The sequence below is a fragment of the Shinella yambaruensis genome (assembly GCF_022899355.1).
Taxonomy (GTDB): Bacteria; Pseudomonadota; Alphaproteobacteria; order Rhizobiales; family Rhizobiaceae; genus Shinella; species Shinella yambaruensis.
Genome location: NZ_JALJCK010000005.1, coordinates 51,231 through 76,770 on the forward strand (window position 1 = coordinate 51,231; position 25,540 = coordinate 76,770).

The window sequence follows — 25,540 nt, forward strand, 5'->3', positions numbered from 1 at the left end:
CTACGAGGAAGCATGACCAGTGACAAGGCAGAGCTTCAGGAATCGGGCGCCGTCAAATCGGCGATGCGCGTGCTCGATCTTTTCGAATATCTCGGGCGCTGGGGCGACAAGACCCATACGGAAATCGCCCGGGAGCTGGACATCCCGAAAAGCAGCCTGACGCAGCTCCTGAAGACCCTCGTCCGGCGCGGCTACCTGATCTACCAGCCCGCCAGCAAAGGCTACGAGCTCGGCCCGGCGATCGCCGACCTCGCCAGGCGCGTCGGCGACAGCACCGACCTCGTTTCGGTGGCAGCGCCCGTGCTTTCGTGGATCACAGGCGAGACGCAGGAATCCTGCGCGCTCAACTTCATCAAGGGCGACCGCTCGGAGGTCGTCGCCGCCGTGACGAGCCCGCGCCGCCTGCTCTACCACATGCAGTCCGGTGATTCCGCGCCGCTCTACGCCACATCCGGCGGCAAGGCGCTCCTCGCCCATCTGCCCGAAGAGATGCGGCGTGATTATCTCAGCCGCGTCGTGCTCGAGCCGATTACCCCCAACACGATCACCACCATCCCGGCGCTGGAGGCCGAACTGGCGGATGTCAGGGCGAAGGGTTATGCGCAGGTCGTGGAGGAGTTCACGATCGGCATCGCCGGCGTCGCCCGCCCCGTTCTCAGCGCGTCGGGCTTCCCCCTCGCCTCGCTCAACATCGCCATGCCCATCGCCCGCTTCGAGGACGCCGCGCGCGACCGCTGCCTCGCCGTGCTGGAGAAGGCGGTAGCGGACATCCGCCATCAATGTGGCTGGATCTGACAGGCGGCGTCAGACTGTCGTCAGGATACCGCCGTTCATTTCGATCACCTGGCCGGTGTAGTAGCTCGCGCCCGGCCCGGCGAGGAAGACCACGGCAGCCTGGAGGTCTTTCGGATCGCCCCAGCGCTTCAGGGCGATGCGGCTGTCGATATATGACTTGAACTCCTTGTCCTCCACCAGTTTCCGCGACATCTCCGTGATGAAGAATCCAGGCGCGATCGCATTGCTGGTGATCCCCCAGGGGCCGAGTTCCATCGCCAATGCGTTCATCAGGGCCGTCAGCGCGCCTTTCGCCGCCGCATAGGGCGCCATGGGAACCCGCATCGATTTCAGCGAAAGGGAGCTGACGAAAATCAGGCGGCCGTCCTTCTTCGCCTGCATGCCGGGAATGACCGCGCGCGTGACGTTGGCGGAGCCGAAATAGTGGATCTCCATCAGCTTGCGGATTTCGTCGAGGTCGTAGTCGATGAAGTACTTGCGGTTCTGGACGCCTGCGCTGTTGATGAGAATGTCCACCGAACCCGTCCGCACCGTCACGTCCGCCAGCACGTCGTTAACCTCCTTCTCGTTAGTGACGTCGAACCGGGCCGTCGAGACCTGCAGCCCCCTTGCCGAAAGGTCGCGTGCGCTCTTTTCCAGAGCGCTTTCGTTGATGTCGTTGATGATGATATGCGCGCCGGCCTCGGCGAGCGCCTGCGCCATCGCCCAGCCGAGCCCGCGGGCAGACCCCGTCACCAGGGCGACCTTACCTTCCAGAGAAAACCACTGCGCCAGATTCGACATCGCAACATCCACTTCCGAGGTTTTAGATTGTTCTATTTGAGAAACAAGTTTATATATAGGCACATAGCTTTTGCAAGACGATTTCCTCCAACGGACGGACCGACCGAATGACGCCGCTCTATCTCGCCCATCAAAGCCTGATCGATCTCGAACCGCTCGCTTTCCTGGAGACCGCCGCCGCCGCGGGATTTTCCGGCGTCAGCCTGCGCGTGCGCGCCGCCGCCAAGGGCGCGCCAGTCTACGAAATCCGGCCGGGCTCCGAGGGAATGCGGGCGGTTCGCGGGCGGGCCGAAGCGCTCGGCATCGCCGTCGCCTATGTCGAGACGCTCGCCCTCGACGCCGGAATGACACGCGACGACTATGTTGCGACCCTGGAGACCGGCGCCGAACTCGGCGCGAAGCGCCTGACGGTGGCCGGGAACGACAGCGATTTCGCCGCGCTCTCGGAGGTCTTCGCCGCGCTCAGCGAAGACGCGGCCGCTTTCGGCGTCGTCGTCGATCTGGAGTTCATGCCGTTTCGCCCCGTGAAGAGCCTCGAAGACGCCATCGACATCCTCCGGCGCGCCGGTTCGGGCTGCATCCTGCCGGACGCCCTGCATCTCGTCCGCTCGGGCGGCACGCCGGCCTCGCTGCGCACGCTTGCGCCGGACGCTATCGGATCGTTCCAGCTCTGCGACGGGACGCTGAGCGCGCCCTGGCCGGACGACCTGCCATTTGAGGCGCGCAATGGAAGGCTGCTCCCCGGAGACGGTGAGTTCCCGCTCGTCGCGATGATCGAGGCCCTGCCGAAGGGCACGATGATCGGCGTCGAGGCGCCGCTCGCCGGAGACGTCCGCCCCGTCGATCCGCTCGGCCGGGCGCGGCGGATATTCCAGGCGGCGCGCGGCGTGCTGGAAGCCGCCAGCAGGCCCTGACACAGGATCGGGCGTGGTGCTCATCGCCGCCGCGCCAGGGTCAGGAGCCCGGCCGCCGTGATCAGCCCGGCGCCGGCGACGGTGATCGACGACAGCACCTCTCCGAAGGCGACAAAGCCGCAGATCGCCGCGACAACGAGTTGCGCATAGGTGAAGGGCGCGACACGCGAGGCCGGCGCTCGGGCGAAGGCGGCGAGGAACAGCACTTGGCCGACGGCCTGCGCCAAGCCCGTGGCCGCCACCAGCAGCCAGCCCTGCGCATCCAGCGGCCGCCAATAGACAGGCAAGAGGATGGTGCAGACGACAAGCCCGGTGATCGCCATGTGCACGATGGCAGCGCTCAGCGGGATGCGCGTCGACAGGTGCCGCGTGATGACATGGTTGAACGACAGGCCGACACCGCCGAGCAGCGGCAACAGCATCACCCAGTCGAACGCGTCCGTACCAGGCTGCGTGACGAGAAGCACGCCGACAAAGCCGATCACGACAGCGAGCCATCGATAGAGATCGACCGGCTCTCCGAGGAAGATCCGCGCCAGCGCGACGCTGATGACCGGCGAGATGTAGATGATCGCCGTGACCTGACCCAGGGGAAGATACATGAAGGCGATGATGACGGTCATGCCGCTGACGAGCGGCAGCAGCGAACGGACCGCCAGCAGGCGGGCATTCGGGCCGAGGAACGTTTCCGGCAGGCGCCGCGACCAGAAATAGGGCACGACGAAGACGACGAAGAACAGGGCCCGCCCCCAGAGCGCCATTACCGGGCCGGACCGTTCCGCAACGACCTTCGAGAAGGCGTCACCGACGGCGAAGAAGCTGACCGCGGCGAGAATCATGGCGCTCGCCCGGATCAGGCTTTGAGGAACGGCTGCAGGCTGTGCGATTGTCATGGTCTTGCCCGGCGGACGGCTGCGAGGGAGACGGTGGAACGAGCAGGTGGCGGCCTACCCGGACGCGCCCGCGGCGGTCTCCCGCTTTTCCTGCTCGACGCGATGAATGGCGGCCGTCACCGTGGTGTTAAGCGGGGTCGGGACACCGTATTGCGCGCCGAAGGCCGAGATCGCCCCGTTCATGAAGTCGACCTCCGTCTTCCGGCCGGCGGCAAGGTCGATGCACATGGAGGACTTGTGTTCGTAATTGTGGACGTCGGTGCCCTGGCGCACATAGTCGTGCGGATCGTCGCCGCCCGGCAGCCGTACGCCCTTGGCCTTCGCCACGGCGATCGCCTCGGCGCAGCAGGCGATCATCGCCTGGCGGATTCCGGGAATGTCGCCGGCCGCACGGTTCGGCAGGTTGAGGATCGTCGCGAAGGGGTTGGTGCCGACATTGAGCAATGCTTTCTGCCATTTCACGGCCATGACGTCGTCCTCGACCCGGCATTCGAAATCCGCCGCCCGCAACGCTTCCGCCAGGTGCCGGGCTGGCCCCTGCCCCTCGGGCGTGAGCCCGCCGACGGCGATGCCGGCATGCGGGTTGGAATGTTTCACATGCGCCGGGCCGATGACGTTGCCGCCGAAATAGAGCGTTCCGCCGAGCGTGCGGTCCGGCCCGATCACCTCGGCGATCACCTCCTCGTTGCCCAGCCCGTTCTGGAAAGAGATGACGGCCCCGCCCTCAGCAAGATGCTCCCGGGCGATCATCGCGGCCGCGCGCGTCGAATGCGACTTCACCAGCGTCACGACGATGTCGAACCGCATGTCGGGCGCCGGCCGGTCGTGGATGGGAAGCGTGACGGTGAACGGACCGTCGTCCATCTCGATGGTCAGCCCGTTCGTGCGGATGGCGTCGGCGTGCTCGCGCCAGGTGTCGAACAACGTCACGTCGATGCCGGCCTTCGCCAGCCGCGCGCCGACGATGCTGCCCATCGCGCCCGCGCCAATGATCCCGATTTTCATGTCTGTCCTTTCCACATCCTAGAAAACGCCGTGAAACCCCCGGTTAGCGGCCAACGCGGCGGCGATAGTGATTGATCGTGCGCCGCACGCCGGCTTCGAGCGGCGTTCGGGGAAGCCCCGGAAGGACCGTCTCGATCCGGTCGGGGGTGAGTTCGAAATAGGTCGAGATGGGCGGTCCCTCGGCGCGGATCTGCGCATCCGGAACATGTCGCCCGATCTCGCGGATGAAATCCTCCACGCTGGCCGTCTCGCCGATGAGGCTGAAGGCGGAAGCGCCCTTCGGCCGCGTCGCCACGGCCGTCTCGATCGCCGCCGCGACGTCGTCGACGAAGAGCATGTCGGATGCGCCCGTCAGCCCGATCACGTAGGGACGCCGCTCCGCCGCCGCCCGGCAGGCAAGCGTGAAGCCGGCGGAAAGGCCCGTGTCCCGGCCGGGGCCGTAGACCGTGAAGGGCCGCAGCCCGATGCTGGAAAGCCCCTCTTCCCGGAAGAAGGCGCGGGCATTTCCCTCGTTGGCCAGTTTGTAGGTGCCGTAGTGGGTCACGGGAAATGGCGTGTGGCCGTTGTCGGGCCCGAACACCGCCGCGCTGCTGGCGTAGACGACGAAGCCGGCTTCCGTCGAAAGGGCGGCCCTGAAGACGTTCAGCGTGCCGATGACGTTAACCATGGCACCGGCGACCGGGTCGGCCATGCAGGCCGGCGTCTGAAGACCGGCGAGATGGACGATCGCCGCGCATCCCCTGGCGGCCTTTTCGACCGCCGCGGCGTCCGTGATGTCGCCGCGCGACCATTCCACTGCGTCGGCGGCGGCCACGTCGACCTCGTCGGGGATGCGCCGGTCCGAGCGGATGTCGAAGGCGCGCACAGCGACGTCGGCCGCGATGAAACGGCGGATCGCCCATGCCCCGATGAACCCTCCGGCTCCTGTGATCAAGACGCGCATTGAGGCAGCACTCCCTCCGCCGCGCCGCATATGCGACATGTCGCGGGCGTTACGTTCGGGTTGGAGCCGCCGGACCGGCCCCGCATTCCGCGGGCGTCCTCCGGCGGCTTCCTTCTTCCATGCGGCTCGGATCAGAACGGAATGCCGTCGAGCTTGGCCGGGAATTCCGGCAGGTCCTCCTGCAGCCAGCGCTGGCTGACCTCGTTCAGTCGGCCGTCCTTGATGATCCCGTCGATGAAATCATTGGTCCAGGCGAGGAATTCCGGATCGCCCTTGCGTAGGCCCATGCCGGTCCATTGGGTGGTGAGCACGAACTTCTGTTCATAGTCGTTGTCCGGCTTCACCTTGTTGATGTTGGCAATATAGGTGTTGTTCCCACCTATCACCGTGACCTGTCCGGAGAGCAGCGCCTGTGCGGTCGCCGCATCGTCGTCGAAGCGCTGCATCGTTGTGTCGGACGGTACGTTCTCCGTCAGGATCTTGTCCTGGTTGCAGCCGCGGCAGACGCCGACATTCATGCCCGCAAGATCGGGAAAGTCCTTGATCTCCGTGGATTTCGGCGCGATCACGATGTTGCGCAGTGTCGAATAGGGCTTAGAGAACTGCACGACCTCCGCGCGGTCGGGATACATGCCGAGAACGGCGATCAACACATCGACGCGCCCGGTCTGAAGCTGCGCGATCCGGTTCGGCGTCGTGACGCGCACGAACTCGACCGGCACCTTGAGCGCCTCGCCCATCAGCCGCGCGACGTCGGCGTCATAGCCGGCGTTCTCGCCCTTCTCGTCAATGAAGCCCCATGGCGGGTTTTCCGCCTGGATGCCGACGATCAGCTTTCCCCGGGCTGCGATGTCCTCAAGCGTGCCGGCCGAGGCTTCGGTCGGCGAAAGGCCCGGCATGAGGCAGGCAAGCGCGATGGCCGCTATGCCCAGTTTCACGAGGGGACGCTGCAGGTACTTCAAGAGATTGCAAAACATTTTCACTCCTCCACTTGGTTATTTTTGACGTTCGAATAGGTTTATTTCCTTCATGAACGCATCACCGGTCTGCGAGCGCATATTTGCTTTCCAGATGCTTGCTGTAACGGGACAGGGGCCAGCACAGGGCAAAGTAGATCGCCCCGACGACCGTGTAGACCAGCAGCGGCTGCCAGGTGGCGTTCGAGATGATCTGCCCGGCGCGGGCGAGTTCCGTAAAGCCGATGATTGCCGCCAGCGACGTACCCTTGATGAGCTGCACGAAGAAGCCGACCGTCGCAGGAAGCGAAATGCGGAATGCCTGGGGCAGGATGACGTAGCGCATGCGCGTCCAGTAGGAGAGCGCCAGCGCGGTCGCCGCCTCCGTCTGGCCCTTCGGCACGGCCTCGATGCAGCCGCGCCAGATTTCGCCGAGAAAAGCGCTCGCATGCAGCGTGAAGGCGATGGCGGCAGCCGTCCAGGGGCTGAGCTCGAAGCCGAGCAGGCCGAGGCCGAAATAAACGAGAAAGAGCTGCATCAGGAGCGGGGTGCCCTGGAATAGCTCGATGACGCCCTTGGCGAAGTATCGGCGGAGCGGCCCGTTCGCCACCCGCGCCAGCGCGATGGCGAGGCCGCCCGGCACCCCCCCGGCGAAGGCCACCAGCGAGAGGCCGATCGTCCACCACAGGCCGGTCAGCAGGAAAAAGAATTCATTGAAACCAAAGTCACGAACAGTAAGCATTGTCCCTACCTCGTCGGATAAGAAAACAAATAGCCGTACAGAAAGTCGAATATTCGCGATAAGAGAAATGTCAGGATGAGATAGACGATCGTGACGACGAAATAGATTTCGAAACTTCTGAAGGTCATCGTTTCCAATGACTGCGCGACATAGGTCAGCTCATTCGCCGAAATGGAGGCGACGACGCTCGACGTGAGCATGATGAGGATGAACTGGCTCGTGAGGGCCGGATAGATCGCCCGCATCGCCGGCTTGAAGATCACATAGCGGAATACCTGTAACGGACGCAGGCCGATGGCGAGCCCCGCCTCGATCTGGCCCTTGCTGATCGATTCAACACCGCCCCGGATGATTTCCGTCGCATATGCCCCGACATTGATGGAGAGCGCGATCACCGCCGCCGTATTGGGCGACATGCGGATGCCGAGCGTCGGCAGACCGAAATACAGCAGGAAGATCTGCACGAGGAAGGGCGTGTTGCGGACGATTTCGACATAGGCGAGCGAGATCGCCGAAACTCCCCAGAAGCGTGAGCGCCGCGCCAGAACCATCGCGAGCGCGATGAGGAGGCCGAGCACCATCGCCGTGATGGAGAGGCGGATGGTGAGCCAGGTCCCTTCCAGGAGGATCGGGTAGTTGCGGAGGACGACGCCGAAATCGAACTGATAGGTCACGGCCCGGCCTCCGCGATCGGGTTCTTCGCAAGCGGCGCCCAGCCGCCTTCCTTTCGAGACCGGGCGCAGGCCTCGACCCAGGCGAGGCCGTCGACGCCGTCCTGAATGCCGGGATAATGCAGGCTGACCGCCGGCGGCGCGACACCGGCGATCTCGGCGGCGAGCACATCAGCAAAATCGCTGTAAATGCTCGAAAAGGCCTCGCGGAATCCCTCGGGATGATGCGGGGGCGAATGGATGGAGTGGCTGGCGAGCGGCAGGAGACCCTCCGTGGCGCGCCCATAAACCTCCAGCGGCTTGCCCTGCCGGGTGTGGCGCAGCACATTGGGCAGGCCCTGCTCCCATTGCAGGCCGCCCTTCTCGCCATAGACCTCGATCCCGAAGACCTGCGGCGCGCCGGTCGCGGCCTTGGTGAGGGAGAGCGAGACGCGGAGGTCCCCGGCGAGCCGGCCGAGGATGACGGCGGTATCGTCGAACCGGCGGCCCTTGAGCGCAGGCCCCATATCGGCGAACACCGTCTCGAACGGCCGGCCGGTGACATAGGTCGCCAGGTGATGCGCATGGGTGCCGATGTCGAGCAGAAGGTTCTCCGCCCCGCCGCGAGCCGGATCCAGCCGCCATTGCAACTGCACGGGAAGGTCGGGCTGGTGCTCGACCAGACTGCTGAGATTGCCCTGGGCGTATCTGACCTCGACGAGATGCGGCGCGCCGATCACGCCGGCGGCGATCATCGCCCGCGCCTGGCGCACCATCGGATAACCGGTGTAGTTGTAGGTCACCATGAAGCGGCGGCCGCTCTCGCGCACCTTCTGCGCCAGCGCCAGCGCGTCGTCCAGCGTGTTGGCCACCGGCTTGTCGCAGATGACGTGAAAGCCGGCGTCCAGCGCGGCGATCGCCGATGAGACATGGCTGTCGTTCGGCGTCATGATCGCGACGACGTCGATCGGGTCCTGCCGCTCGCGCTCGGCATTCAGCATATCCGAAAGACTGGCATAGGGTCTGGCGATCCCGAGCTTGCGGCCCAGTTCCACGGCCTTCTCGCCGTTGCTGGAGAGCACGCCCGCGATGATCTCGTAGCGGTCGTCGAGGCGCATCGCGATGCGGTGCGTCGCCCCGATGAGCGAACCTTCGCCTCCCCCGACGAGCCCTACCCGCAGCCGTCGGCCGATCATTTCCACCGTCGCATTCAGCATCAACTGGTCCTCCCTCGTGATGCAGCTCTGCCTGCCAAGCGTCACCCCGCTCTGGCGAAAACCTCCACGGGCGTGCGCGTCTGCAATGAATTCAGGGCGGCTTCGGCAAGCGCCTGCGCCGCCAGTCCGTCATGGTGCGTGGCGATGTCCGCTTCGTCGCCCTCGGCGAAGTCGACGAAGCGGTCGAGTTCGCGCTCGTACGCCTCGCGGTAACGCTCGGCGAAGGTCGCCTTGGGCCGGGCCGAAAGCCAGCCGTCCGCCGTACCGCAAGCGACAGTGTCGGCGGAAACGTTCCCCACGAGATAGGTCGCCTTCGTCCCGAACACCTCCACCCGCTGGTCGTAGCCGAAGGCGGCGAAGCGCCCGTTGCAGATGCACACCAGCGCGCCGGACGCCGCGGTAAGCGTCACCATGGCCGAATCGATATCGCCAAGCGCCCCGATCCGCTCGTCGATCATGCAGCCGCCGACGGCGTAGACGCTGGCGATCGGCTCGCCGAGAAGGAACCGGGCCACGTCGAAATCATGGATTGTCTGATCCCGGAACAGGCCGCCGGACTGCCGGATATAGTCGGGCGGCGGCGGCGCCCAGGAGCGCGAGGCGATGCACAGCTGGAAGATCCTGCCGGCCTCTCCCGACTGCACCCTCCTGCGGACCTCCGCAAAACCCGGATCGTAGCGCCGGTGAAATCCCATCATGCAGCGCGCGTCCGCGGCGTCCAGCCTTTGCGCGCAGGCCTCCGCCTCGGCGAAATCGAGGCTGACGGGTTTTTCGCAGAGGATCGGCTTTCCCAGCGGCGCGAGCGCATTGAGGAGCGCGGCGTGGGTGTTCGTGCTGCTCGCGACGATGAAAGCATCGGCCTGGCCGGCGGCCATCGCAGTGTCGGCCGCCACAGGCCGTCCGCCATAACGATCGGCGAGCCGCGCCGCCGCATCCGCATCGGGATCGACGACGAAGGCGAGCCTGCACCGCAGGTTCGCCGCGATGTTGCGCGCGTGAACCTCGCCGATCCGTCCCGCGCCGAAAAGGGCGATACGCATCATGACGCGACCTCCTCGCCGAGGCCGCCGCAAAGATGGGCGCATGCTGTTCTCATCGAGCCTCCTCCCCGAAACCCGGTCGCCGTCCGCGGCCCCCTCCTGCGGAGCCCCGGACAGTATTTGCATCCTGCGACAGCTTTTCAGCGTAGCGCGCCATCAGCCGAAAATCGTCTTGAACCGCCCGATGGCCGCGTGAAAACCATCCTCGAACGTGCCGCCGTCCGGGCGGTAGACGCTTTCGTAGGAGATCACGCCGTCATAGCCGTCCGCCTTCAGCGCCTTGGCCATCGGCCAGAACTGGTCGGCCAGAAGGCCTTCGCCGATGTTACGCACTTCGAGCGTGGCCTTGGGCGTATCCACAAAAATATCCTTGATATGGATATGGCCGAGATACTTGCCGCGGATAAGCTCGTAGCCGTCCGGATAGGCGCGCTCATGCGCCCAGCAATTGTTGGCCGGATCCCACAGCACCTTGAGATAATCGCTGTTGATCTCGTCGAGCAGTTTTCGCGCCGTCCAGCAGGAGTTGATCATCGTGCCGTTGCCGGTCTCGACGACCAGCATCACACGTTCCTCCTCCGCCAGGCGCACGGCCGGCTCGATCAGCGGGCGCAAGGCGTCCCAGGCGCCTTTGGCGACGTTCCAATGGTCGGCGCCGTTGCGCCCGAACAGGATCGTCTCCTTGCGGCCGCTGAAGATGCGCACCAGCGGCGAGCCAAGCTCCTTCGCCGTTGCGATGCAGCGCTTCAGCGCGTCGAGATTCTGCTGATAGACCGGATCGCTGGTCTTGGTCGCCATGGTCACGTTGCCGGAAAAGATGTGCCGCGAGATGCACGACACCTTGAGGCCGTTCCGCTCCACCAGTTCCTTCAGCCGCCGGATTTCGCCGGCGTCGAGATCGCCGATCTCCTTGTCCCAGACATATTGGAACTCCGCATAGTCGAGCCCCGCCTCCGCAGCGACCCGCAACGCATATTCGGGATCCCGGCTGATGCCGTCGGTGATAACGCCCAGTTTGGCCATGGTGATGTTTGCTCCGGTGTCTTTCGTCTGTTGGCTAGCGGGTTACCGTCGCGCCGACGATCTCCTCGAGGATCTTCGTCACGGCCCAGTTGTCTTCGCCGGGAAAGCGGGTGATGCCCGACTGGAAGAGCTGCATGGCGGCGGCCGTGGTGAACATCGGCACGCCGAACTCCCGGGCATGATCCATGGTGATCGTCAGGTCCTTGTACATCGTGCCGATATGGCTGCCCGTGCCGACGAAAGCCCGGTCGAGGATCTTGCCGTAGGCGTTGCGGGTGATGTTGTTGCCCGCCCCCGAAGCGCTGAATACGTCGTAGAGGACCTGGCCGGAAATGCCGGATTTCGCGCCGAGCACCGCGGCCTCGAAGGTCGCCGTGAAGATCGAACCGATCAGCGCCTGCAGGCATGCCTTGACCGTCTGCCCATCGCCCGCGTTCGCGCCGACCCGGAAGATCTTTTCGCCCACCGCTTCCAGAATGGGCTGATGCACGTCCAGCACCTCCGGCGCGCCCGCGGCCATCATCGTCAACGTGCCGGCCTGCGCGCCCGGATAGCCGCCGCTGACCGGTGCATCGATGAGGTGGATGTCGTGCTTCTTGAGACCGTCGGCGATCTCCCGCGCCTCGGACGGCTTGATGGTCGCGGTGAGGATTACGGTCGATCCCGGTTTGAAACCGCTGACGAGGCCATCCGCGCCGAACACCACGTCCTTCGCCTGCTGACCGTTGAGGACCATTACGAAGACGGCGTCCGATGTCTTCGCCACCGTCGCGGGACTGGCCGCAGGCCTGCCGCCCATCTCCGACAGTGCTGCCAGCCGATCTTCCCTAAGGTCGAACCCTGCGGTTTCAAAGCCGGCTTTGACAAGGTTGCGCGCAAGACCACTTCCCATGTCGCCAAGACCGATCACGCCGACTTTCTTCATCCCGACCTCCTCCCGTCGCATGATGGCATCTTCTGATGCGATCTATCGACATCACTACATACAATATTACCTCAAGTCAACATCATATGATGTTTCTGTTTTAAATCGATCAACATCATATGATGCTCTATGCTTTCCGCGCTCCTTGACTTGGCGCGCAACCGCTCCATCTACCGAGCACCCGCAAGGCCAACGAATTTCCCAAAGAGGCAATCGGACCATTCTGATGTTTCTCTGATGCGGTAGAGATGGGCAAACCCATCATTCTCACGACAGCGGAATGAAGAGGTGATTATGCGTTCTGAAGACATTTCCGGCACTGCTTCGTTAAAACATCGACAGGCTCCCTGAACCGATGCGCTCCTAAAGGCGCGCGATGTGAAAGCCTGCTGCACCCCTGATCACGGTCCATTCTTCCTCGCTCTCGGCCACCGCCAAGGCTTCCTCCACACCCTTGCGGCTCAGCAAGCCCGCGTCTTCCAGCGTCTCAATGTCGGGCAGGCTGCCCAGCGTCTGCAGGGAGAAGGCCAACAGGAAGATGCTTCGTCGGGAGCGCCCGGCGTCGGGCTGCGCGGGCCGGAGACGAGAACGTTGGCGTTGCAAAGGCTAGCGATCGTGTCACGGCTGACCTCCTTCCCGAAATTCTTCGACGTGTCGCCGCGGGTGGTCGGCTGGAAATAGGCGACGGTCATCAGCACCATGGCCCCGAAGTCGGACAGCCCGTCGCCGGGCCGCGCATCGGATCCTGCGACGCTCTGATGATATAGGCATAGACCGGTCGGCTTTGGTGCTGCCAGCCACCGACAAAAAGACGTTTCGTAGGGCCGCTCGAAGAGCCGCGTCACACTCCCGGCGGGAGACGATGCCGTGCGCCGAAGCCGGCATGGCATCTTCCTCGAGCAATTTTTCAATGGCCGCTCCTGCCCCTTCGTCCATGGCGAGGCAGACGGCCCGCGTAACGAGGGTCGCCCGCGGCACAGAGCCGTGGCGTTCCGCCATCAGGAACCGCACGGGACGGTGCCATTTCAGCATCACGGCGATCAGCAGGTCAGTGAGCGCCCACAGTAAGGACGGATAGGGATATCGCCTGCTCAGGCGGTACTCCACAAGTTAACGGGGCAATTCGTATTGGATGTCCTCGATGAGCGCTACCAGTTCAGAGTCCTCGATCTTCAGAACTCCTGCTGTGGACGGTGACAAAGCATGCTTTCCGAGGATCGACCGCCCTTCCGTCCCTCGGCTATGCGAGTATTTGCGCCCCAAGCAGCCTCTTGACATCCTCGTCACTGAGACCATGACGCGTTGCAAGTTCATGCGTGTGCTCTCCGAGAGCCGGCGGCTGCATGCGTATGCCCAACGCCAGCTCATCGATGAACATCGGCAATCTAGGAAGCTTCGCAGTGCCGCCGCGCACCAGGCTAGTCTCCACCAGCCAGTTGTTGGCGTTCAGGTGCGGATCTTCGAAGAGGTCGCCGGGCGTGGCAACCGGTGCGGCGGGAATGGCATTGGCGACCAGAATGTCCATGAAGGCCTGCCGGCTGTATCCGGCGGCGATCCCCGCGATGATGGCCTGCAACGCCCCGTGCTCGGTAAGGCGCTTTTCATTTGTCGTATAACGGGGATCGGTGAGAAGCGCCTCCTGGCCGAACGCCTTGCAGAATGCCGCCCAATGCCGGTCGCTTGTTATGCCGACAAAGACGATTTCATCGTCTCCAGTGCGAAACGTCTCGTAGATGGCCCACGATCGGCCGCGCACGGGCATGGGCTTGGCCGGTATGCCGGTCGCCGCCTCGCCCGCCATATGCTGGCCCACCAGGAACGCGGCGGTTTCGAACAGGGCGCTTCCGACCTTCGCGCCGAGACCGGTCCTGTCGCGTTGCCTGAGGGCGGTGAGAATGGCCATTGCGCCGAAGACGCCACCGAGGATATCGACGATCGAAGCGCCCGCACGCATGGGTTTTCCGGGCTCGCCGGTCATATAGGCCAGGCCGGCCATGTACTGGACAACCTCGTCGAGAGCGGGGCGGGTCTCGTAGGGGCCGGGCAGGAAGCCCTTGAGCGTGCAGTAGATCAGGCGGGGATTCAGTTTCGAGACCTCCTCATAGCCCAGTCCGATGCGCTCGGCCGTGCCCGGAGCATAGTTCTCGACAAGGACATCGGCATCGCGGATCATCGCGTGCGCGAAAGCACGCCCCTCTTCCGACTTGAGATCGATGCCGATGGATTTCTTGTTCCTGTTGAAATAGGCGAAGGTGCCCGCGACGAACCCTTTCAGGTTTCGCGTCCGGTCTCCCAGGGGCGCAGGCTCGACCTTGATGACTTCGGCCCCGAGGTCAGCCAGGACCAGTCCGCAGGACGGCCCCATGATCGTATGACAAAACTCCAGAACCCTGATGCCCGAGAGTGGCAAATCCACCGTCGTCGCATCGGCGTCTGTCGGGGACTGAGATTGGTCCGACATTTTCATTTCCTTCTGTCTGCGCAGTATGTCTTGCGTCATGGTCTCTTCGTTGGTCCGGGCGACCGCACCCGCCTAGCTAGCGGCCTCGGGGGCATCAAAGATCCAGAGGTGTTCCGGCTGTATTTCCAGCCAGTGATCGTCGCCGGAAATCTGCCGTTCGCCGTAGACACGCAGCAGCGAGGGTCCGAACCGGAAGAAATGCTCCCACCGGCTGCCGCCGAACATGGAATGAGCGAGGGGAAGCGGGAACCGGTTGGGGCCGCTACCGGCGCCGGCGACCTGAATGCGTTCGGCGCGGACGACCGCCACGACGGCACTTCCGACACGGTAATTTCCGCGCGTCTCGCCGACCAGCTCGATATCGGAGGCCTCGCAGCGAATACGGGTGCGCCCGCCTTCCAGGATTTCGACGACCGTACCGAGGATCCGGTTGTTCGTGCCGAAGAACTCCGCGGAAAAGATGTTGGCGGGATTGTTGTATATGCCGACCGGCGTATCCTCCTGCACCACGTTCCCGTCGGACAGCAGGATGATCCGGTCGGCGAGCGCCATGGCCTCCGCCTGGTCGTGGGTCACCATGACCGCCGACAGCTGCAGATCGACGATCAGGCTGCGCAGCCACGCCTTGGCTTCGTCCCTGAGCTTGGCGTCGAGGTTGGACAGCGGCTCGTCGAGGAGGAGAACCGGCGGCTTGTAAACGAGCGCGCGCGCGATCGCGACCCGCTGCTGCTGGCCGCCGGAAAGCTGGTGCGGGAAACGTTCGGCAAGGCCGGAAAGGCCGAGTTCCTTGAGCGCGTCATGAGTGCGCGTCGCTATCTCCAGCTTGTCCACCCCGCGCAGCTTCAGACCGTAGGCGACATTGTCGAACACACTGCGATGCGGCCAGAGGGCATAAGACTGGAAAACCAGGCCGAGGTCGCGTTTCTCCGCGGGAACATCGAGCCGGCGATCGCCCTGGAACAGGACTTTCTCGTCGATCCGGATGGAGCCGAGCTGCGGGGCTTCAAGGCCGGCGATCGCCCGCAGCAGCGTAGTCTTGCCGCTTCCCGAAGGACCGAGCAGGACCACGACCTCGCCGCGCCCCACCTCAAGCGAGACGCCCTTCAATATCTTGAATGCGCCGAAGCTGACGTGAAGATCTGTGATAACCAGATTACCCATGCAAGCGAACTCCAAAACGGAATGCAGTAATCACGCCGATGCCGATCAGGACGAGATTGATGACGGCGAGCGCCGCCACCTGGTTCATCGAGCCCGTCTCCGAAAGCGTGACAAGAAGAGCGCCGATCACCTCGGTGCCGGATGTGAGCAGATAGACGCCGGTCGAGTATTCCCGTTCGAACATCAGGAACACGAGAAGCCAGCTCGTCAGCAGCCCCACACGGATGAGGGGCAGGGTCACGTCGAACATCGCCCGCCGGCGGGTCGCGCCGATGCTGACCGCCGCCTCCTCCAACTCCTTGCCGACCTGGACCAGCGAACTCGAAACCAGACGCGCACCATAGGGAAGCCAGACCACCGTATAGGCCAGCCAGATGCTGAAAAGCGTCGCGCGAAGCGGTGCCAGGGGGCTGATGAATAGGAACACCCACAGGAAGGCGAGGCCGGCCAGAAGCCCCGGAATGGCGCGCGGAACCAGGATCAGATAATCCATTAGATGGGTCCACTCGTCATTGCGCCGGTGCGCGGCAAAGGCGATCGCTGCATAACAAGCGACGGCAAGGCCGCCGCCGACCACGCCAATGAGCACGCTGTTGCGAATGCCGCGAACCAGCACGGGCTCGCTGAAGACGAAGCGGAACTGGTCCAGCGTCAGCACGTCGAAGAGATTGACGTTCGGCCCCCAATACGTGACGAATGCGCGCAGCGTGATGCCGGAGATCGGCACGATGACGGTCACGGCAAGCCAGGCGAGCGCCAGCATCAGGGCGGGATAACGCCAGGCGCCAAGCGTGAGCGGCCTCTGGCGCGCCGCCTTGCCCCGCACCGTCACGAACTTGTCCGCCACCTTAAGATAATGCCGCTGCAGCATCACCAGCGGGAAGGTCAGGAGGACGATCAGCACGGCGACCGTCGCCATGAGGTGATAGGCGGGGACGCCGAGGCGGGTGGTCAGCTTATAGAGATAGACCGCGAGCATGCTGAAATTGTTCGAGTTGCCCAGAACGAGGGCGAGGCCGAACATCTCCACGCCGGCAAAGAAGACCAGCACCGCGCTGAACATCAGGGCCGGCGCCACGAGAGGCAGGTTGACGTCGAGGGCGACCCGCAACGGGCCGGCGCCGGTGGTCCGCGCGGCCTCCTCGACATCCGAGCCCACGCCCTTGAGGGCGGTCGAGACATACAGGAAGACGTAGGGAACATGGCTCAGCCCGCCGATCACGGCAATGGCGACCGGCGAATAGATGTTCCAGGGCGCGACGCCGAAGAGCTGCTTCGACCAGACGGTGTAAAAGCCCACCGGGCCGGCCGCGACGACGTAGCCGAGCGCGAGAACCACGGGGGACACGAGAATAGGCACGAGGATGAGCGGCTCCAGAACGCCGCGTCCCGGTATGTCGGTGCGAGCGACGAGGAGCGCCAGCAAGGCGCCCAGCGGCAGGGCCACCACCAGCATGCCCGTCGCCACGAGCAGCGAGTTCCGCAAGGCAACCCAGAACTCCGGATCCCTCAGGACGAAGCCGAAGGCGTCGAGCGTGAAATGCGAATCCGCATGGAAGAACGGGCCGGACAGAACACTCTGGTAGAAGAGAATTCCAAGGGGCAGACAGACAGCGCCTGCCGTCACCAGGATGACCACCGCCCGCGATGGGTTCATTACCATGAAAAATTTTCCTGTTTGTATTGCACCGAAGACCTTTTGCCCTGCGCGCGTCTTGAAAGCGGCGTTCCGAACGCCAGCGGTCGGCACATCGCCGAGGTCCCGTTCCGGCGATACCGGGACGGGACTGGTTCCATCCGCATGAATGTGAGGTCTCATGCGGCGCGCCGAATCCTCACTGGCCCGCGCTCAGCGAGCTCTTCCAGGTGTTGAGGAATTCGAGCCGCTTGTCCTGGTCGAGAAATTCCAGCAATCCCGGACCCATGACCGGCGGCTTCAGCCGGTCGCCATAGGTCTTGGTCAGGTCTTCCCGGGTCATCGGTCCGGTCACGTCGTCGCGGAGCGAGTGGAATCCCATCCCGTCGATGATCTGCTGACCGCGCTGCGAGAGCATGTAGTCGAGGAAGAGCTTTCCGGCATTGGGATTCTGCGCCTTGGCGGTGACGAAGGCCATTCGGGACGCGATGACGAGATAATCCTGCGGGAAGACGATGCCGAGGCTCGGATTATCGCGGCCGTAGGATGACGCATGGCTCGGCTGATTGTAGCCGAACACGTTCTCGCCCGACGCGATGCTCTCGATCATTTCGCCGGTGCTGGAATAGAACCGGGAGGACGCCGCGCCGAGCGCCCTTGCGAGCGTCCAGAATTCGGGAAAGATCTTGCTGTCCTGCGTGATGGCGAAAAAGCCGAGGCCGGCCGTCTCGATATTGTAGGAGGCGATGCGCCCGCTGAACGTATCGAGGTTCTCGGTGATCAGCCGGGCGATGTCGGCATGCGTCTGCGGCACCTGCTCAGGCTTCAGCGCATCCTTGTTGTAGGCGAAGATCATCGGTTCGAATGTCGTCCCGTATGCGCCCTTGCCCTGCCAGACGGCCCAGTCGGGAAGATGCGCGCTTTCGGGAGACGCATAATCCAGCGAGTGGCCGTCCGTGACGAGCTTGGCCTGGAGATCCAGCGCCGAGCTCCAGAGCACATCCGCCGATTGCGCCCCGCCGGCGGCCTCGCTGATGAAGCGATTGTAAATGACCACGGTGTTGAGGTCGTTGAGCTCCACCGTAATACCCGGATACTCCGCCTGGAAGCCCTCGATGAGCGGACGCAGCGTCGTCGTGCTCAGCGGCGCGTAGAGGACGACCTTGCCCTCGGCGGTCGCCGCATCGACGATGGCCTGATAGTCCGGCGGATAATAGTCGGGAAATGCCGAAAACGCGGAGGCCGGCATGAGAGCCAGACCCGTCGCGATCATTGCCGAATACCACTTCATATATTCCTCCCAGAAAATGTTCTATGTGCCGGACCGAGCGACCTGCCTGTGCTTTGAACGGCGTCCCTCCGCATACGTCCGTCTTCTGCGCGCATCGTGCCTTCAGTTCGCAGAAGACACAAACACAGACGGGCAATCCGGCACGGTCGCTTCGCCACCGGATGACCGTATGGGATGAGCAAATAGGCAGCAAATGCGATAATCGCGGCGCGGTCATAGCTAGGCGTTATGACCTCTCGCAGGATAGCGCCGCCCGCCGCAGGATCGAGGGAGCGGAGCCGGGACAGGCGCGGCCATACCCTGGCGTTATGACCGCGCCATAAATATTTAATTTGAAGCACAATCACGCGTCTTGTTAGGTCCCATCACCTCACGATCCGCTTGCAGGCCCCAGCGGCCGGGCTCGTGACAAGGAGGAGGAGAGACTGACATGAGCGTGATAGCGGCGATCGAAGCCTGTACCGTCAATCTGCCGCTTGCCAAGCCGGTCCAGTTGTCGACACGCCGCATCGAGAAGCGCTGGTATACTCTCGTGCGGGTGCGGTGCACGGATGGCAGCATCGGCATCGGCATCTGCCATGGCGGCACGCGCTATGGAGGGCTGGCCACGACGGCGGTCAGGGAACTGTTCAGCCCCCTCCTGGCCGGCGAGGATCCGCACCGCACGGAAGGCCTGTGGCAGGCCATGTACCAGGACTCCCTTCTCAACGGGCGGACCGGCGCGGTGATGCGGGCGCTGAGCGCGGTGGACATCGCCCTTTGGGACCGGAACGCGAGGAAAAGCGGCCTCCCACTCTGGCGTTATCTCGGCGCAGTGTCGAAGGGCACGATCCCGACCTATGCGAGCGGCGGCTATTATGCGGAAGGCAAGACCCCCCAGGATCTTGGCGACGAGGTCGCAGGCTATGTGGCGGCGGGGTTCAAGGCCATAAAGATCAAGATCGGCGCGGCTTCCCCCTCGGTCGACCTCGCGCGGGTCGCCGCGGCACGCGCCGCCCTCGGCGACGACGGGCTGCTGCTGCTCGACGCCAACAATGCATGGAACAACCTCGCATCGGCGCTCGAGGCGTTGAGGCCCATGCTCGACTATCGTCCGTTTCTCATCGAGGAGCCGTTCGGTCCGGACGACAACGACAATCACGCCCGGCTGGCTGCGGCCTTGCCCGTATCTATCGCGACCGGAGAGCTGGTCGCCGGACGCTGGGGGCACCGGGAACTGATGGAGCGCGCGCGCATCACCGTTCTCCAGCCCGACGTGGCGGTTTGCGGCGGCGTCACCGAGTTCCGCAGGATCGCCGCGACGGCGGCAAGTTCGGGCGTCGCGATCGCCCCGCATTCGCTTCAGGACATTCACGCGCATCTTGTCGCCTCCACACAAAACGCCCTGTTCCTCGAATATTTCCCGGACGATTCCATCGTGCCGGTCGGAAAGCTTTTCGACAGGCGCCTGCATCTGCACGGCGGAAACGTCGACCTGCCACAGCAGCCGGGTCTCGGCTTCGATTTCGACGAGGATGCCGTGTCGCACTTCCAGGTTGACCCCTGGTCATAGCGTATCAAACGTCGGCGCTGCGTTTTTCAGGGAAGAGAAAACATGAAAATCAAAGACATATCTTCGATCACCGTCGATAATTTCCGCACCAACTGGGTTTTCGTCGTCGTGACGCTGGAGGATGGCACGCGCGGCTATGGAGAATCGACGCTGATCGGCACGGAAACGGCTGTCGCCGCCATCATCGCCCTGTGGAGCGAACGGCTCATCGGACACTCGGTCCTCGACGCCGCGGTCATCCAGGCAAACCTGCAACGGGAAAGCTACTGGCTGACGGGACCGGTCATGTCGGCTGCCCTTAGCGCACTCGATATCGCCATATGGGATGCGAAGGCGCGAGCGCTCGACGTCCCGCTCTATGCCCTTCTCGGCGGGCGCGTCAGAAACCGCATCCCCGTCTATGCGAACGGCTGGTATGTCGGCGCGAAAACACCGGCCGAGTTTGCCGCAAAGGCCGTCTCGATCGTCGATCGCGGCTTCCGCGCCCTCAAGTGGGACCCTTTCGGCAAGGCCTACCAGACGATGAACCGTGGGGATATCAACGCCTCGATGGAATATGTCGCTGCGGTTCGCGCCGCCGTCGGGCCGGATATCGACCTGATGATCGAGGGGCATGGCCGTTTCAACGTCAATACCGCGATCGAGATCGGCCGCGCGCTGGAGGACTTCAGGGTCAGCTGGTTCGAGGAGCCGATACCGCCCGGCCGGCCGTTCGAGATGGCCGAGGTGCGCCGAGCGGTCAATGTTCCGATTGCCGCCGGCGAACGATGCTACTCACGGTTCGACGTCGCCAGTCTCGTGCAGGCGCGGGCCGTCGACGTCCTGCAGCCCGATATCGTCCATATCGGCGGGTTCAGCGAGATGGTGCTCGTCAACGGACTGGCCGACAGCCTCAGCCTGCCGATGGTCCCGCACAATCCCAACGGCCCCGTCTGCCATGCCGCATCCATGCACATGGCGATGGCCTGGGACGCGATGGGCTCCCTGGAGATCATGGTGACGGACGTGCCCTGGCGCCGCCGCATCGCCGACGAGGGCTGCACGTTCCGGGACGGCTGCCTCGAACTGTCGGACCGGCCCGGGCTCGGTCTGAACCTCGATCTCGACGAGGCGAGAAAGTTCCCTTACCAGCCGCATGCGCTGCGCCATTTTTCCGGCAAGCTCACCAATATCCGTCCCTCGGACGCGGAGGCTTGGTATGACGCCGCGTGACGCAAGGATGCCGCCGTTCCGGAGCCGTGCACGATGAGCGGGATCACAGTCGGCCTGTTGATGCCGCACAATCCGGAGGTCCAGGCCATCATCGCCGCGGCGACGCCGCAAACATGGACGCTGGTTTCGAGCGACGGGGCGGCCGGAAGCGGCCGCTTCCATGAAAGCGCTCCCCTCTTCGATTACCTGATCGTCTATGGCGAGAAGCTCGACAAGGCGCTTTTCGAGCGCGCCACCCGCCTGCGGATGATCCAGAAGTTCGGCGTCGGTTCCGATGACATCGATACGGCGGCCTGCGCCGCGCGGGGCATCGCACTGGCCGTATGCACGGTCGGAAGCGACAGCGCCGTCGCCGAACACGCCATCGCGCTGATCCTCGCGGCCCTCAAGCGCATTCCCGATCTCGATCACGGCGTGCGCCACGAACGGGCATGGCCGCGCTGGAAATATCGAGGCCGGATCCGCCAGCTGGCGGGAAGCACCGTGGGCGTCGTCGGCTACGGCGGCATAGGCCGGGCGACAGCATGGCGGCTGAGAACGCTCGGCGCCCATGTCCTGGTGCACACGCGGCGCGAGGTCGACCTTGCCGCGGACGCATTCGACAGTTCCGCCTGCGAATTCGGATCGCTGCGCCATACGCCGCATGTCGAGAGGCTGTTCGACGAGGCCTCGATCGTGAGCCTTCACTGCCCGCTCACCCCCCAGACCCGGGGCATGGTGACGGAAGACCTCCTGAACCGGCTCGGTCCGGAGGGGATTCTCATCAACACCGCGCGCGGCGCCGTCGTCGACGAGGACGCGCTGACGCGCGCCCTTGCCGAAGGGCGGCTCGGCTTTGCCGCGCTCGATGTCCTTGCCGCCGAGCCGCCGCCGGCGTCCCTGCCCCTCCTGTCGCTGCCCAACGTGATTGTGACGCCCCATGTGGGCGGCGGCGGCCTCGATGTGATCCGGGCCAAGGCGGCATTCGTGGTGGCCAATATCGAGGATCATCGCGCCGGGCGCCCTGTCCGGACGCGGATTTTATAAAACCGTACACGGCCGGCCGGGCCAGCCCGTGAAGATGGAGAGACCCATGACGCTTCCCAGCTCGGTGGTGATTTCGGAAGAAGGCCCGCGCGAGGGCTTCCAGATCGAGCCCGGCCCCATCGCGGCCGCCGACAAGATCGCGCTGATCGATGCCCTCGGCCGGACGGGGCTGAAATACATACAGGCCGTTTCCTTCGTCAATCCGAAGCGCGTGCCCGGCATGGCCGATGCCGAGGAGGTGGTCGGCGGGATGACCCTTACCCCCGGCGTCGAGTATTCGTCGATCTGGTTCAACGAGATCGGCCTGCTGCGCGCCTGGGCGCTGCGCGACCGGCTGACGATCGCAGGCAAGATCCGCGCCTATCCTTCCGATGCCTTCCTGAAAAAGAACCTCAATCGCTCGCATGAAGAGCATCTGGAATATACGCGCTATGAAATAGGCCGCTACAAGAACATGGGGATACCGGTCAGCGAGGCATCGGTCACCGCTGCCTTCGGCTGCAACTTCGCCGGAGAGATTCCGGTCGAAAGGGTGCTTTCGGAAATCGGCGCCCTCAAGGCGCTGATCGTCGAGCACGATCTGCCGATCAACGTCGTCTCGCTTGCCGACACCATGGCCTGGGCGACGCCCAACACGATCAAGCGCGTCGTCGGCGCCGTTCAGGACCGTTTTCCCGAGTTCGATGTCAGCCTCCACCTGCACGATACGCGCGGCATGGCCATCGCCAATGCCTTTGCGGGGCTGCAAATGGGTGTCGTCTATTTCGACGCGGCCGTCGGCGGGCTCGGCGGCTGCCCCTTCGCGGCCCATCGCGGCGCGGCCGGCAATATCAGCACGGAGGACCTGGTCTTCATGTGCCACGAAATGGGGATCGAGACCGGGATCGACCTCGACGCCCTGATCGAATGCGCCTTGCTGGCGGAACGGATCGTCGGCCATCCCCTGCCCGGACAGGTGATGCGGGGCGGTACGCTGGCAAAGTTCCGCGAAGGCGCCCGGTCGAGATAGCCTTCTTATGCTTGCCTACGACAGGCCGGCAAAGGCCTGTCTGTCGGCAAACTCATGAAGCTCCTTGATGAGCGCCGCGGTCAACCGGGAAATCGACGGCATCTTCCGATAGATCACCAGCGGCGTGATCGAGACCGCCGGGCGGAACGGGCGCACGACGACGTCCGGCAGAACATGGGAAAGGTGCAGCAGCGGCGGAACGATCGCCGTGCCCATTCCGGCATGCACCAATGACAGGGCGACGATGGAATGATCGCATTCCACATCGATGGTCTTGTCGGGAAGCACGGTCCGGAACAAGCTGCGGACCGCGCCGCCCGGAGGGGTCGTCCGGTGAAACGATATGATCCTTTCGTCTTCCAGATCGGCGGCATGAATTTCTGACTTCATCGCCAGCGGGTTGTCGGCTTTCATCAGGCAGATGAGATCCATGGCGCACAGATCCTCGGCGACGATCGAAGGATCCTTGACCGGGCCGTAGAGGATACCGACATCAGCCTGGTGCAGGGAGACGCGCGTGGTGACCTGGGTCGTCGTCAGAACCTTCACCGACAGTTCGACGCGCGGCCGGTCCTTCATGAAATGGGCGACGGGCAAGGGCAGGAACGTGGCGGCCAGATTGGGCGTCGCGGCGATCTGCATGCGGCCCGACAGGCTGTCGCGGAAATCGAGAGCCGCCTGCCTGACCTTGCTGATGTTGTCGAAGATGGTCTCGGCGATGACAAAGAGATGGTTGGCCTCTTCCGTCGGATGGATTCTGCCGCTGCGCCTGATGAACAGCTTCATGCGCAGCTGGTCTTCCGTGTGGCGCAGGATGCGGCTCACCGCCGGCTGCGATATGCCCAGCATCTGCGCGGCGCCGGTGACGCTGCCGGTGCGCATGATTGCCCAGAAGACCTCGAGCTGCCGTATGTTCATCGTTCCTCCCGAACGGGTCGAGCCGTCGTTTTCCATGAGCCCGCCCCGTTTTCGCACGGATGGAAGCCGCTGTATTCCCGCAAATCGCTTGTGCCCGCAAACGAACCCCCGTCTCGCTCTCCTCGTGCGACTACGCTCCGCCTTCCTCTTCCAGCGACGCAATGATGTGTTCGCGCTGGGGAAACGCCCAGCAACAGCCCCCCAGCAACAGCGCGGCCCCGGCGACGACCGGCCACCGCAATCCGAATTGCGCGGACGCCAGGCCCATGCCGAGCGCTCCCAGCGCCGGACCGCCACGGAAAATCAGGCCATAGATGGCGAGCACCCGACCGCGCATTTCCGCTTTGACGGAAAGCTGTATCGCGGTCTGGGCCGAGATCGACGCGCGGGCCATGCCAAAGCCCGCCACCACCAGTGCGGGCACGGCGATCCAGAGCGAGGACGTCGAGACGAAGACGAGGATGGCAACCGCAAGCAGCGCGGCGCTGGCGACGATCATGCCGACGAGCGCGCGCGGGGAGGCCTGGGCGTTGATGCTGAGGCCGGCGAGCATCGCCCCCACCCCCATGGACGCGGTCAGGATCGCCAGGCTCGTCGACCCCGATCGGAAGACATCGGCAGCAAAACCCGGCAGGAGCTCGACGATCGGCCGGCCGCCGACGCTGACCGCGATCAGTGTCACCAGCAGCACCCGCAGACCGGCATTGGTGACGAGATACCGCAGCCCCTCCGCCATTCGCTGCATGAAATTGCCGGACCGGGCGGCCGGCAGATTATCGGACACGATATCCAGTTTCGACAGGATGACCAGGAACGCGATGAACGACACGGCATTGGAGGCGAACACGATCGAGGGGCCGGACCAGTACAGCAGCAGGCCGGCGACTGCCGGGCCGATGAACCGGGCAAGATTGAAGACGATGGAATTGATGGCGACCGCAACCGGAATATCGGCCCGCGGGACAAGGGAGGGAACAAGGGCAAGCCGCGCCGGCTGGTCGAAGGCCGATACCGTTCCGAGGAACAGCGTCAGCGCGAACAGCAGCCAGATATTGATGACGCCCGTCACAGTCGCACCGAAGAGCAGCAATGCATGCGCCATGGCCGCCCTCTGCGTGACATTCAGAATGCGCAGGCGATCCCTTCTGTCCGCCAGCGTGCCGGCAAAGGGCGCCGCAACGACGGTCGGAAACAGGTCCGAGAATGCTATCAGCCCCAGCCAGACGCCCGATCCCGTCAGCTCCCAGGCAAGCCATCCGACGGTCAGGCGCTGCATCCAGGTTCCGACGAGCGATATCGCGTTGCCGGTCGCATAGAGCCGGTAGTTGGGATGCCGGAGCGCGGAAAGGATCGCAGAAAGGCTGGAGCGCACCGTCATCGCCCGCCGC

Annotated in this window: 24 protein-coding genes; 6 read left to right on the forward strand and 18 right to left on the reverse strand. The window is 64.2% G+C overall.

Features of this window, described 5'->3' with window-relative positions; all coding sequences use genetic code 11:
* Nucleotides 1–12 precede the first annotated feature (12 nt).
* Entirely contained in the window at nt 13–795 is a 783-nt protein-coding gene (locus MUU56_RS12780; protein ID WP_244767681.1) for an IclR family transcriptional regulator, read from the forward strand.
* Between the two features lie 9 nt (nt 796–804).
* Here MUU56_RS12780 and MUU56_RS12785 read toward each other — a convergent pair whose 3' ends face one another.
* Nucleotides 805–1,578 (reverse strand): SDR family NAD(P)-dependent oxidoreductase, encoded by a 774-nt coding sequence (locus tag MUU56_RS12785; protein WP_244767682.1) that lies wholly within the window; start codon nt 1,576–1,578, stop codon nt 805–807.
* A 107-nt stretch (nt 1,579–1,685) separates the two neighbouring features.
* Here MUU56_RS12785 and MUU56_RS12790 point away from each other — a divergent pair, with 107 nt between their 5' ends.
* Nucleotides 1,686–2,492, forward strand: coding sequence for a sugar phosphate isomerase/epimerase family protein (locus tag MUU56_RS12790; RefSeq protein ID WP_244767683.1), 807 nt, complete (start codon nt 1,686–1,688; stop codon nt 2,490–2,492).
* A 20-nt stretch (nt 2,493–2,512) separates the two neighbouring features.
* Here the strand turns inward: MUU56_RS12790 and MUU56_RS12795 are convergent, their stop codons facing one another.
* From MUU56_RS12795 to MUU56_RS12865, 15 genes are all read right to left on the reverse strand, one after another.
* Nucleotides 2,513–3,331, reverse strand: a complete 819-nt coding sequence (locus tag MUU56_RS12795) for a DMT family transporter (RefSeq protein ID WP_244767684.1) — start codon at nt 3,329–3,331, stop codon at nt 2,513–2,515.
* A 108-nt stretch (nt 3,332–3,439) separates the two neighbouring features.
* Nucleotides 3,440–4,390, reverse strand: coding sequence for a ketopantoate reductase family protein (locus tag MUU56_RS12800; protein ID WP_244767685.1), 951 nt, complete (start codon nt 4,388–4,390; stop codon nt 3,440–3,442).
* 43 nt (nt 4,391–4,433) lie between these two features.
* A complete protein-coding gene (locus MUU56_RS12805; RefSeq protein WP_244767686.1) occupies nt 4,434–5,333 on the reverse strand; it encodes an NAD-dependent epimerase/dehydratase family protein in 900 nt (299 codons plus the stop codon).
* A 131-nt stretch (nt 5,334–5,464) separates the two neighbouring features.
* The gene (locus tag MUU56_RS12810; RefSeq protein ID WP_244767687.1) at nt 5,465–6,310 is read right to left on the reverse strand and encodes a transporter substrate-binding domain-containing protein; all 846 of its coding nucleotides are present in this window, start codon (nt 6,308–6,310) and stop codon (nt 5,465–5,467) included.
* Nucleotides 6,311–6,371: 61 nt separating this feature from the next.
* Nucleotides 6,372–7,031 carry an amino acid ABC transporter permease gene (locus MUU56_RS12815; protein WP_244767688.1) on the reverse strand — a complete coding sequence of 220 codons (660 nt, stop codon included), beginning with the start codon at nt 7,029–7,031 and terminating at the stop codon, nt 6,372–6,374.
* A gap of 5 nt (nt 7,032–7,036) precedes the next feature.
* Nucleotides 7,037–7,705: an amino acid ABC transporter permease gene (locus tag MUU56_RS12820; RefSeq protein ID WP_244767689.1), complete on the reverse strand. Its 669-nt coding sequence runs from the start codon at nt 7,703–7,705 to the stop codon at nt 7,037–7,039.
* A complete protein-coding gene (locus MUU56_RS12825; protein ID WP_244767690.1) occupies nt 7,702–8,898 on the reverse strand; it encodes a Gfo/Idh/MocA family protein in 1,197 nt (398 codons plus the stop codon). The genes MUU56_RS12820 and MUU56_RS12825 overlap by 4 nt, the downstream gene beginning before the upstream one ends.
* A gap of 41 nt (nt 8,899–8,939) precedes the next feature.
* Nucleotides 8,940–9,941 (reverse strand): Gfo/Idh/MocA family protein, encoded by a 1,002-nt coding sequence (locus MUU56_RS12830; protein WP_244767691.1) that lies wholly within the window; start codon nt 9,939–9,941, stop codon nt 8,940–8,942.
* A gap of 153 nt (nt 9,942–10,094) precedes the next feature.
* A complete protein-coding gene (locus MUU56_RS12835) occupies nt 10,095–10,961 on the reverse strand; it encodes a sugar phosphate isomerase/epimerase family protein (RefSeq protein ID WP_244767692.1) in 867 nt (288 codons plus the stop codon).
* Nucleotides 10,962–10,995: 34 nt separating this feature from the next.
* On the reverse strand, nt 10,996–11,907 hold the full coding sequence (locus tag MUU56_RS12840) for an NAD(P)-dependent oxidoreductase (protein WP_263194237.1): 912 nt from the start codon (nt 11,905–11,907) through the stop codon (nt 10,996–10,998).
* 342 nt (nt 11,908–12,249) lie between these two features.
* A complete protein-coding gene (locus MUU56_RS32830; protein ID WP_317633312.1) occupies nt 12,250–12,417 on the reverse strand; it encodes a hypothetical protein in 168 nt (55 codons plus the stop codon).
* A 709-nt stretch (nt 12,418–13,126) separates the two neighbouring features.
* Entirely contained in the window at nt 13,127–14,386 is a 1,260-nt protein-coding gene (locus MUU56_RS12850; RefSeq protein ID WP_244767694.1) for a CaiB/BaiF CoA transferase family protein, read from the reverse strand.
* A gap of 33 nt (nt 14,387–14,419) precedes the next feature.
* Nucleotides 14,420–15,508, reverse strand: coding sequence for an ABC transporter ATP-binding protein (locus MUU56_RS12855; RefSeq protein WP_244767695.1), 1,089 nt, complete (start codon nt 15,506–15,508; stop codon nt 14,420–14,422).
* The gene (locus tag MUU56_RS12860) at nt 15,501–17,171 is read right to left on the reverse strand and encodes an ABC transporter permease (protein ID WP_244767696.1); all 1,671 of its coding nucleotides are present in this window, start codon (nt 17,169–17,171) and stop codon (nt 15,501–15,503) included. Before MUU56_RS12860 ends, MUU56_RS12855 begins: the two co-directional genes overlap by 8 nt.
* A gap of 172 nt (nt 17,172–17,343) precedes the next feature.
* Nucleotides 17,344–18,435 carry an ABC transporter substrate-binding protein gene (locus tag MUU56_RS12865; protein WP_244767697.1) on the reverse strand — a complete coding sequence of 364 codons (1,092 nt, stop codon included), beginning with the start codon at nt 18,433–18,435 and terminating at the stop codon, nt 17,344–17,346.
* Nucleotides 18,436–18,865: 430 nt separating this feature from the next.
* Here MUU56_RS12865 and MUU56_RS12870 point away from each other — a divergent pair, with 430 nt between their 5' ends.
* Genes MUU56_RS12870 through MUU56_RS12885 form a run of 4 tightly spaced genes read left to right on the forward strand, consistent with a single transcriptional unit; the run spans nt 18,866 to nt 23,234 of the window.
* Nucleotides 18,866–19,987: a mandelate racemase/muconate lactonizing enzyme family protein gene (locus MUU56_RS12870; protein WP_244767698.1), complete on the forward strand. Its 1,122-nt coding sequence runs from the start codon at nt 18,866–18,868 to the stop codon at nt 19,985–19,987.
* 42 nt (nt 19,988–20,029) lie between these two features.
* Entirely contained in the window at nt 20,030–21,199 is a 1,170-nt protein-coding gene (locus MUU56_RS12875) for a mandelate racemase/muconate lactonizing enzyme family protein (protein ID WP_244767699.1), read from the forward strand.
* A gap of 33 nt (nt 21,200–21,232) precedes the next feature.
* Nucleotides 21,233–22,225: an NAD(P)-dependent oxidoreductase gene (locus MUU56_RS12880; protein ID WP_244767700.1), complete on the forward strand. Its 993-nt coding sequence runs from the start codon at nt 21,233–21,235 to the stop codon at nt 22,223–22,225.
* Between the two features lie 46 nt (nt 22,226–22,271).
* Nucleotides 22,272–23,234, forward strand: a complete 963-nt coding sequence (locus MUU56_RS12885) for a hydroxymethylglutaryl-CoA lyase (protein ID WP_244767701.1) — start codon at nt 22,272–22,274, stop codon at nt 23,232–23,234.
* A 15-nt stretch (nt 23,235–23,249) separates the two neighbouring features.
* On the opposite strand, the gene MUU56_RS12890 is transcribed toward MUU56_RS12885, so the two are convergent.
* Together MUU56_RS12890 and MUU56_RS12895 are read right to left on the reverse strand one after the other, a co-directional pair.
* Nucleotides 23,250–24,152 carry a LysR family transcriptional regulator gene (locus MUU56_RS12890; RefSeq protein WP_244767702.1) on the reverse strand — a complete coding sequence of 301 codons (903 nt, stop codon included), beginning with the start codon at nt 24,150–24,152 and terminating at the stop codon, nt 23,250–23,252.
* 130 nt (nt 24,153–24,282) lie between these two features.
* Nucleotides 24,283–25,530 (reverse strand): MFS transporter, encoded by a 1,248-nt coding sequence (locus MUU56_RS12895; RefSeq protein ID WP_244767703.1) that lies wholly within the window; start codon nt 25,528–25,530, stop codon nt 24,283–24,285.
* Nucleotides 25,531–25,540: the final 10 nt, after the last annotated feature.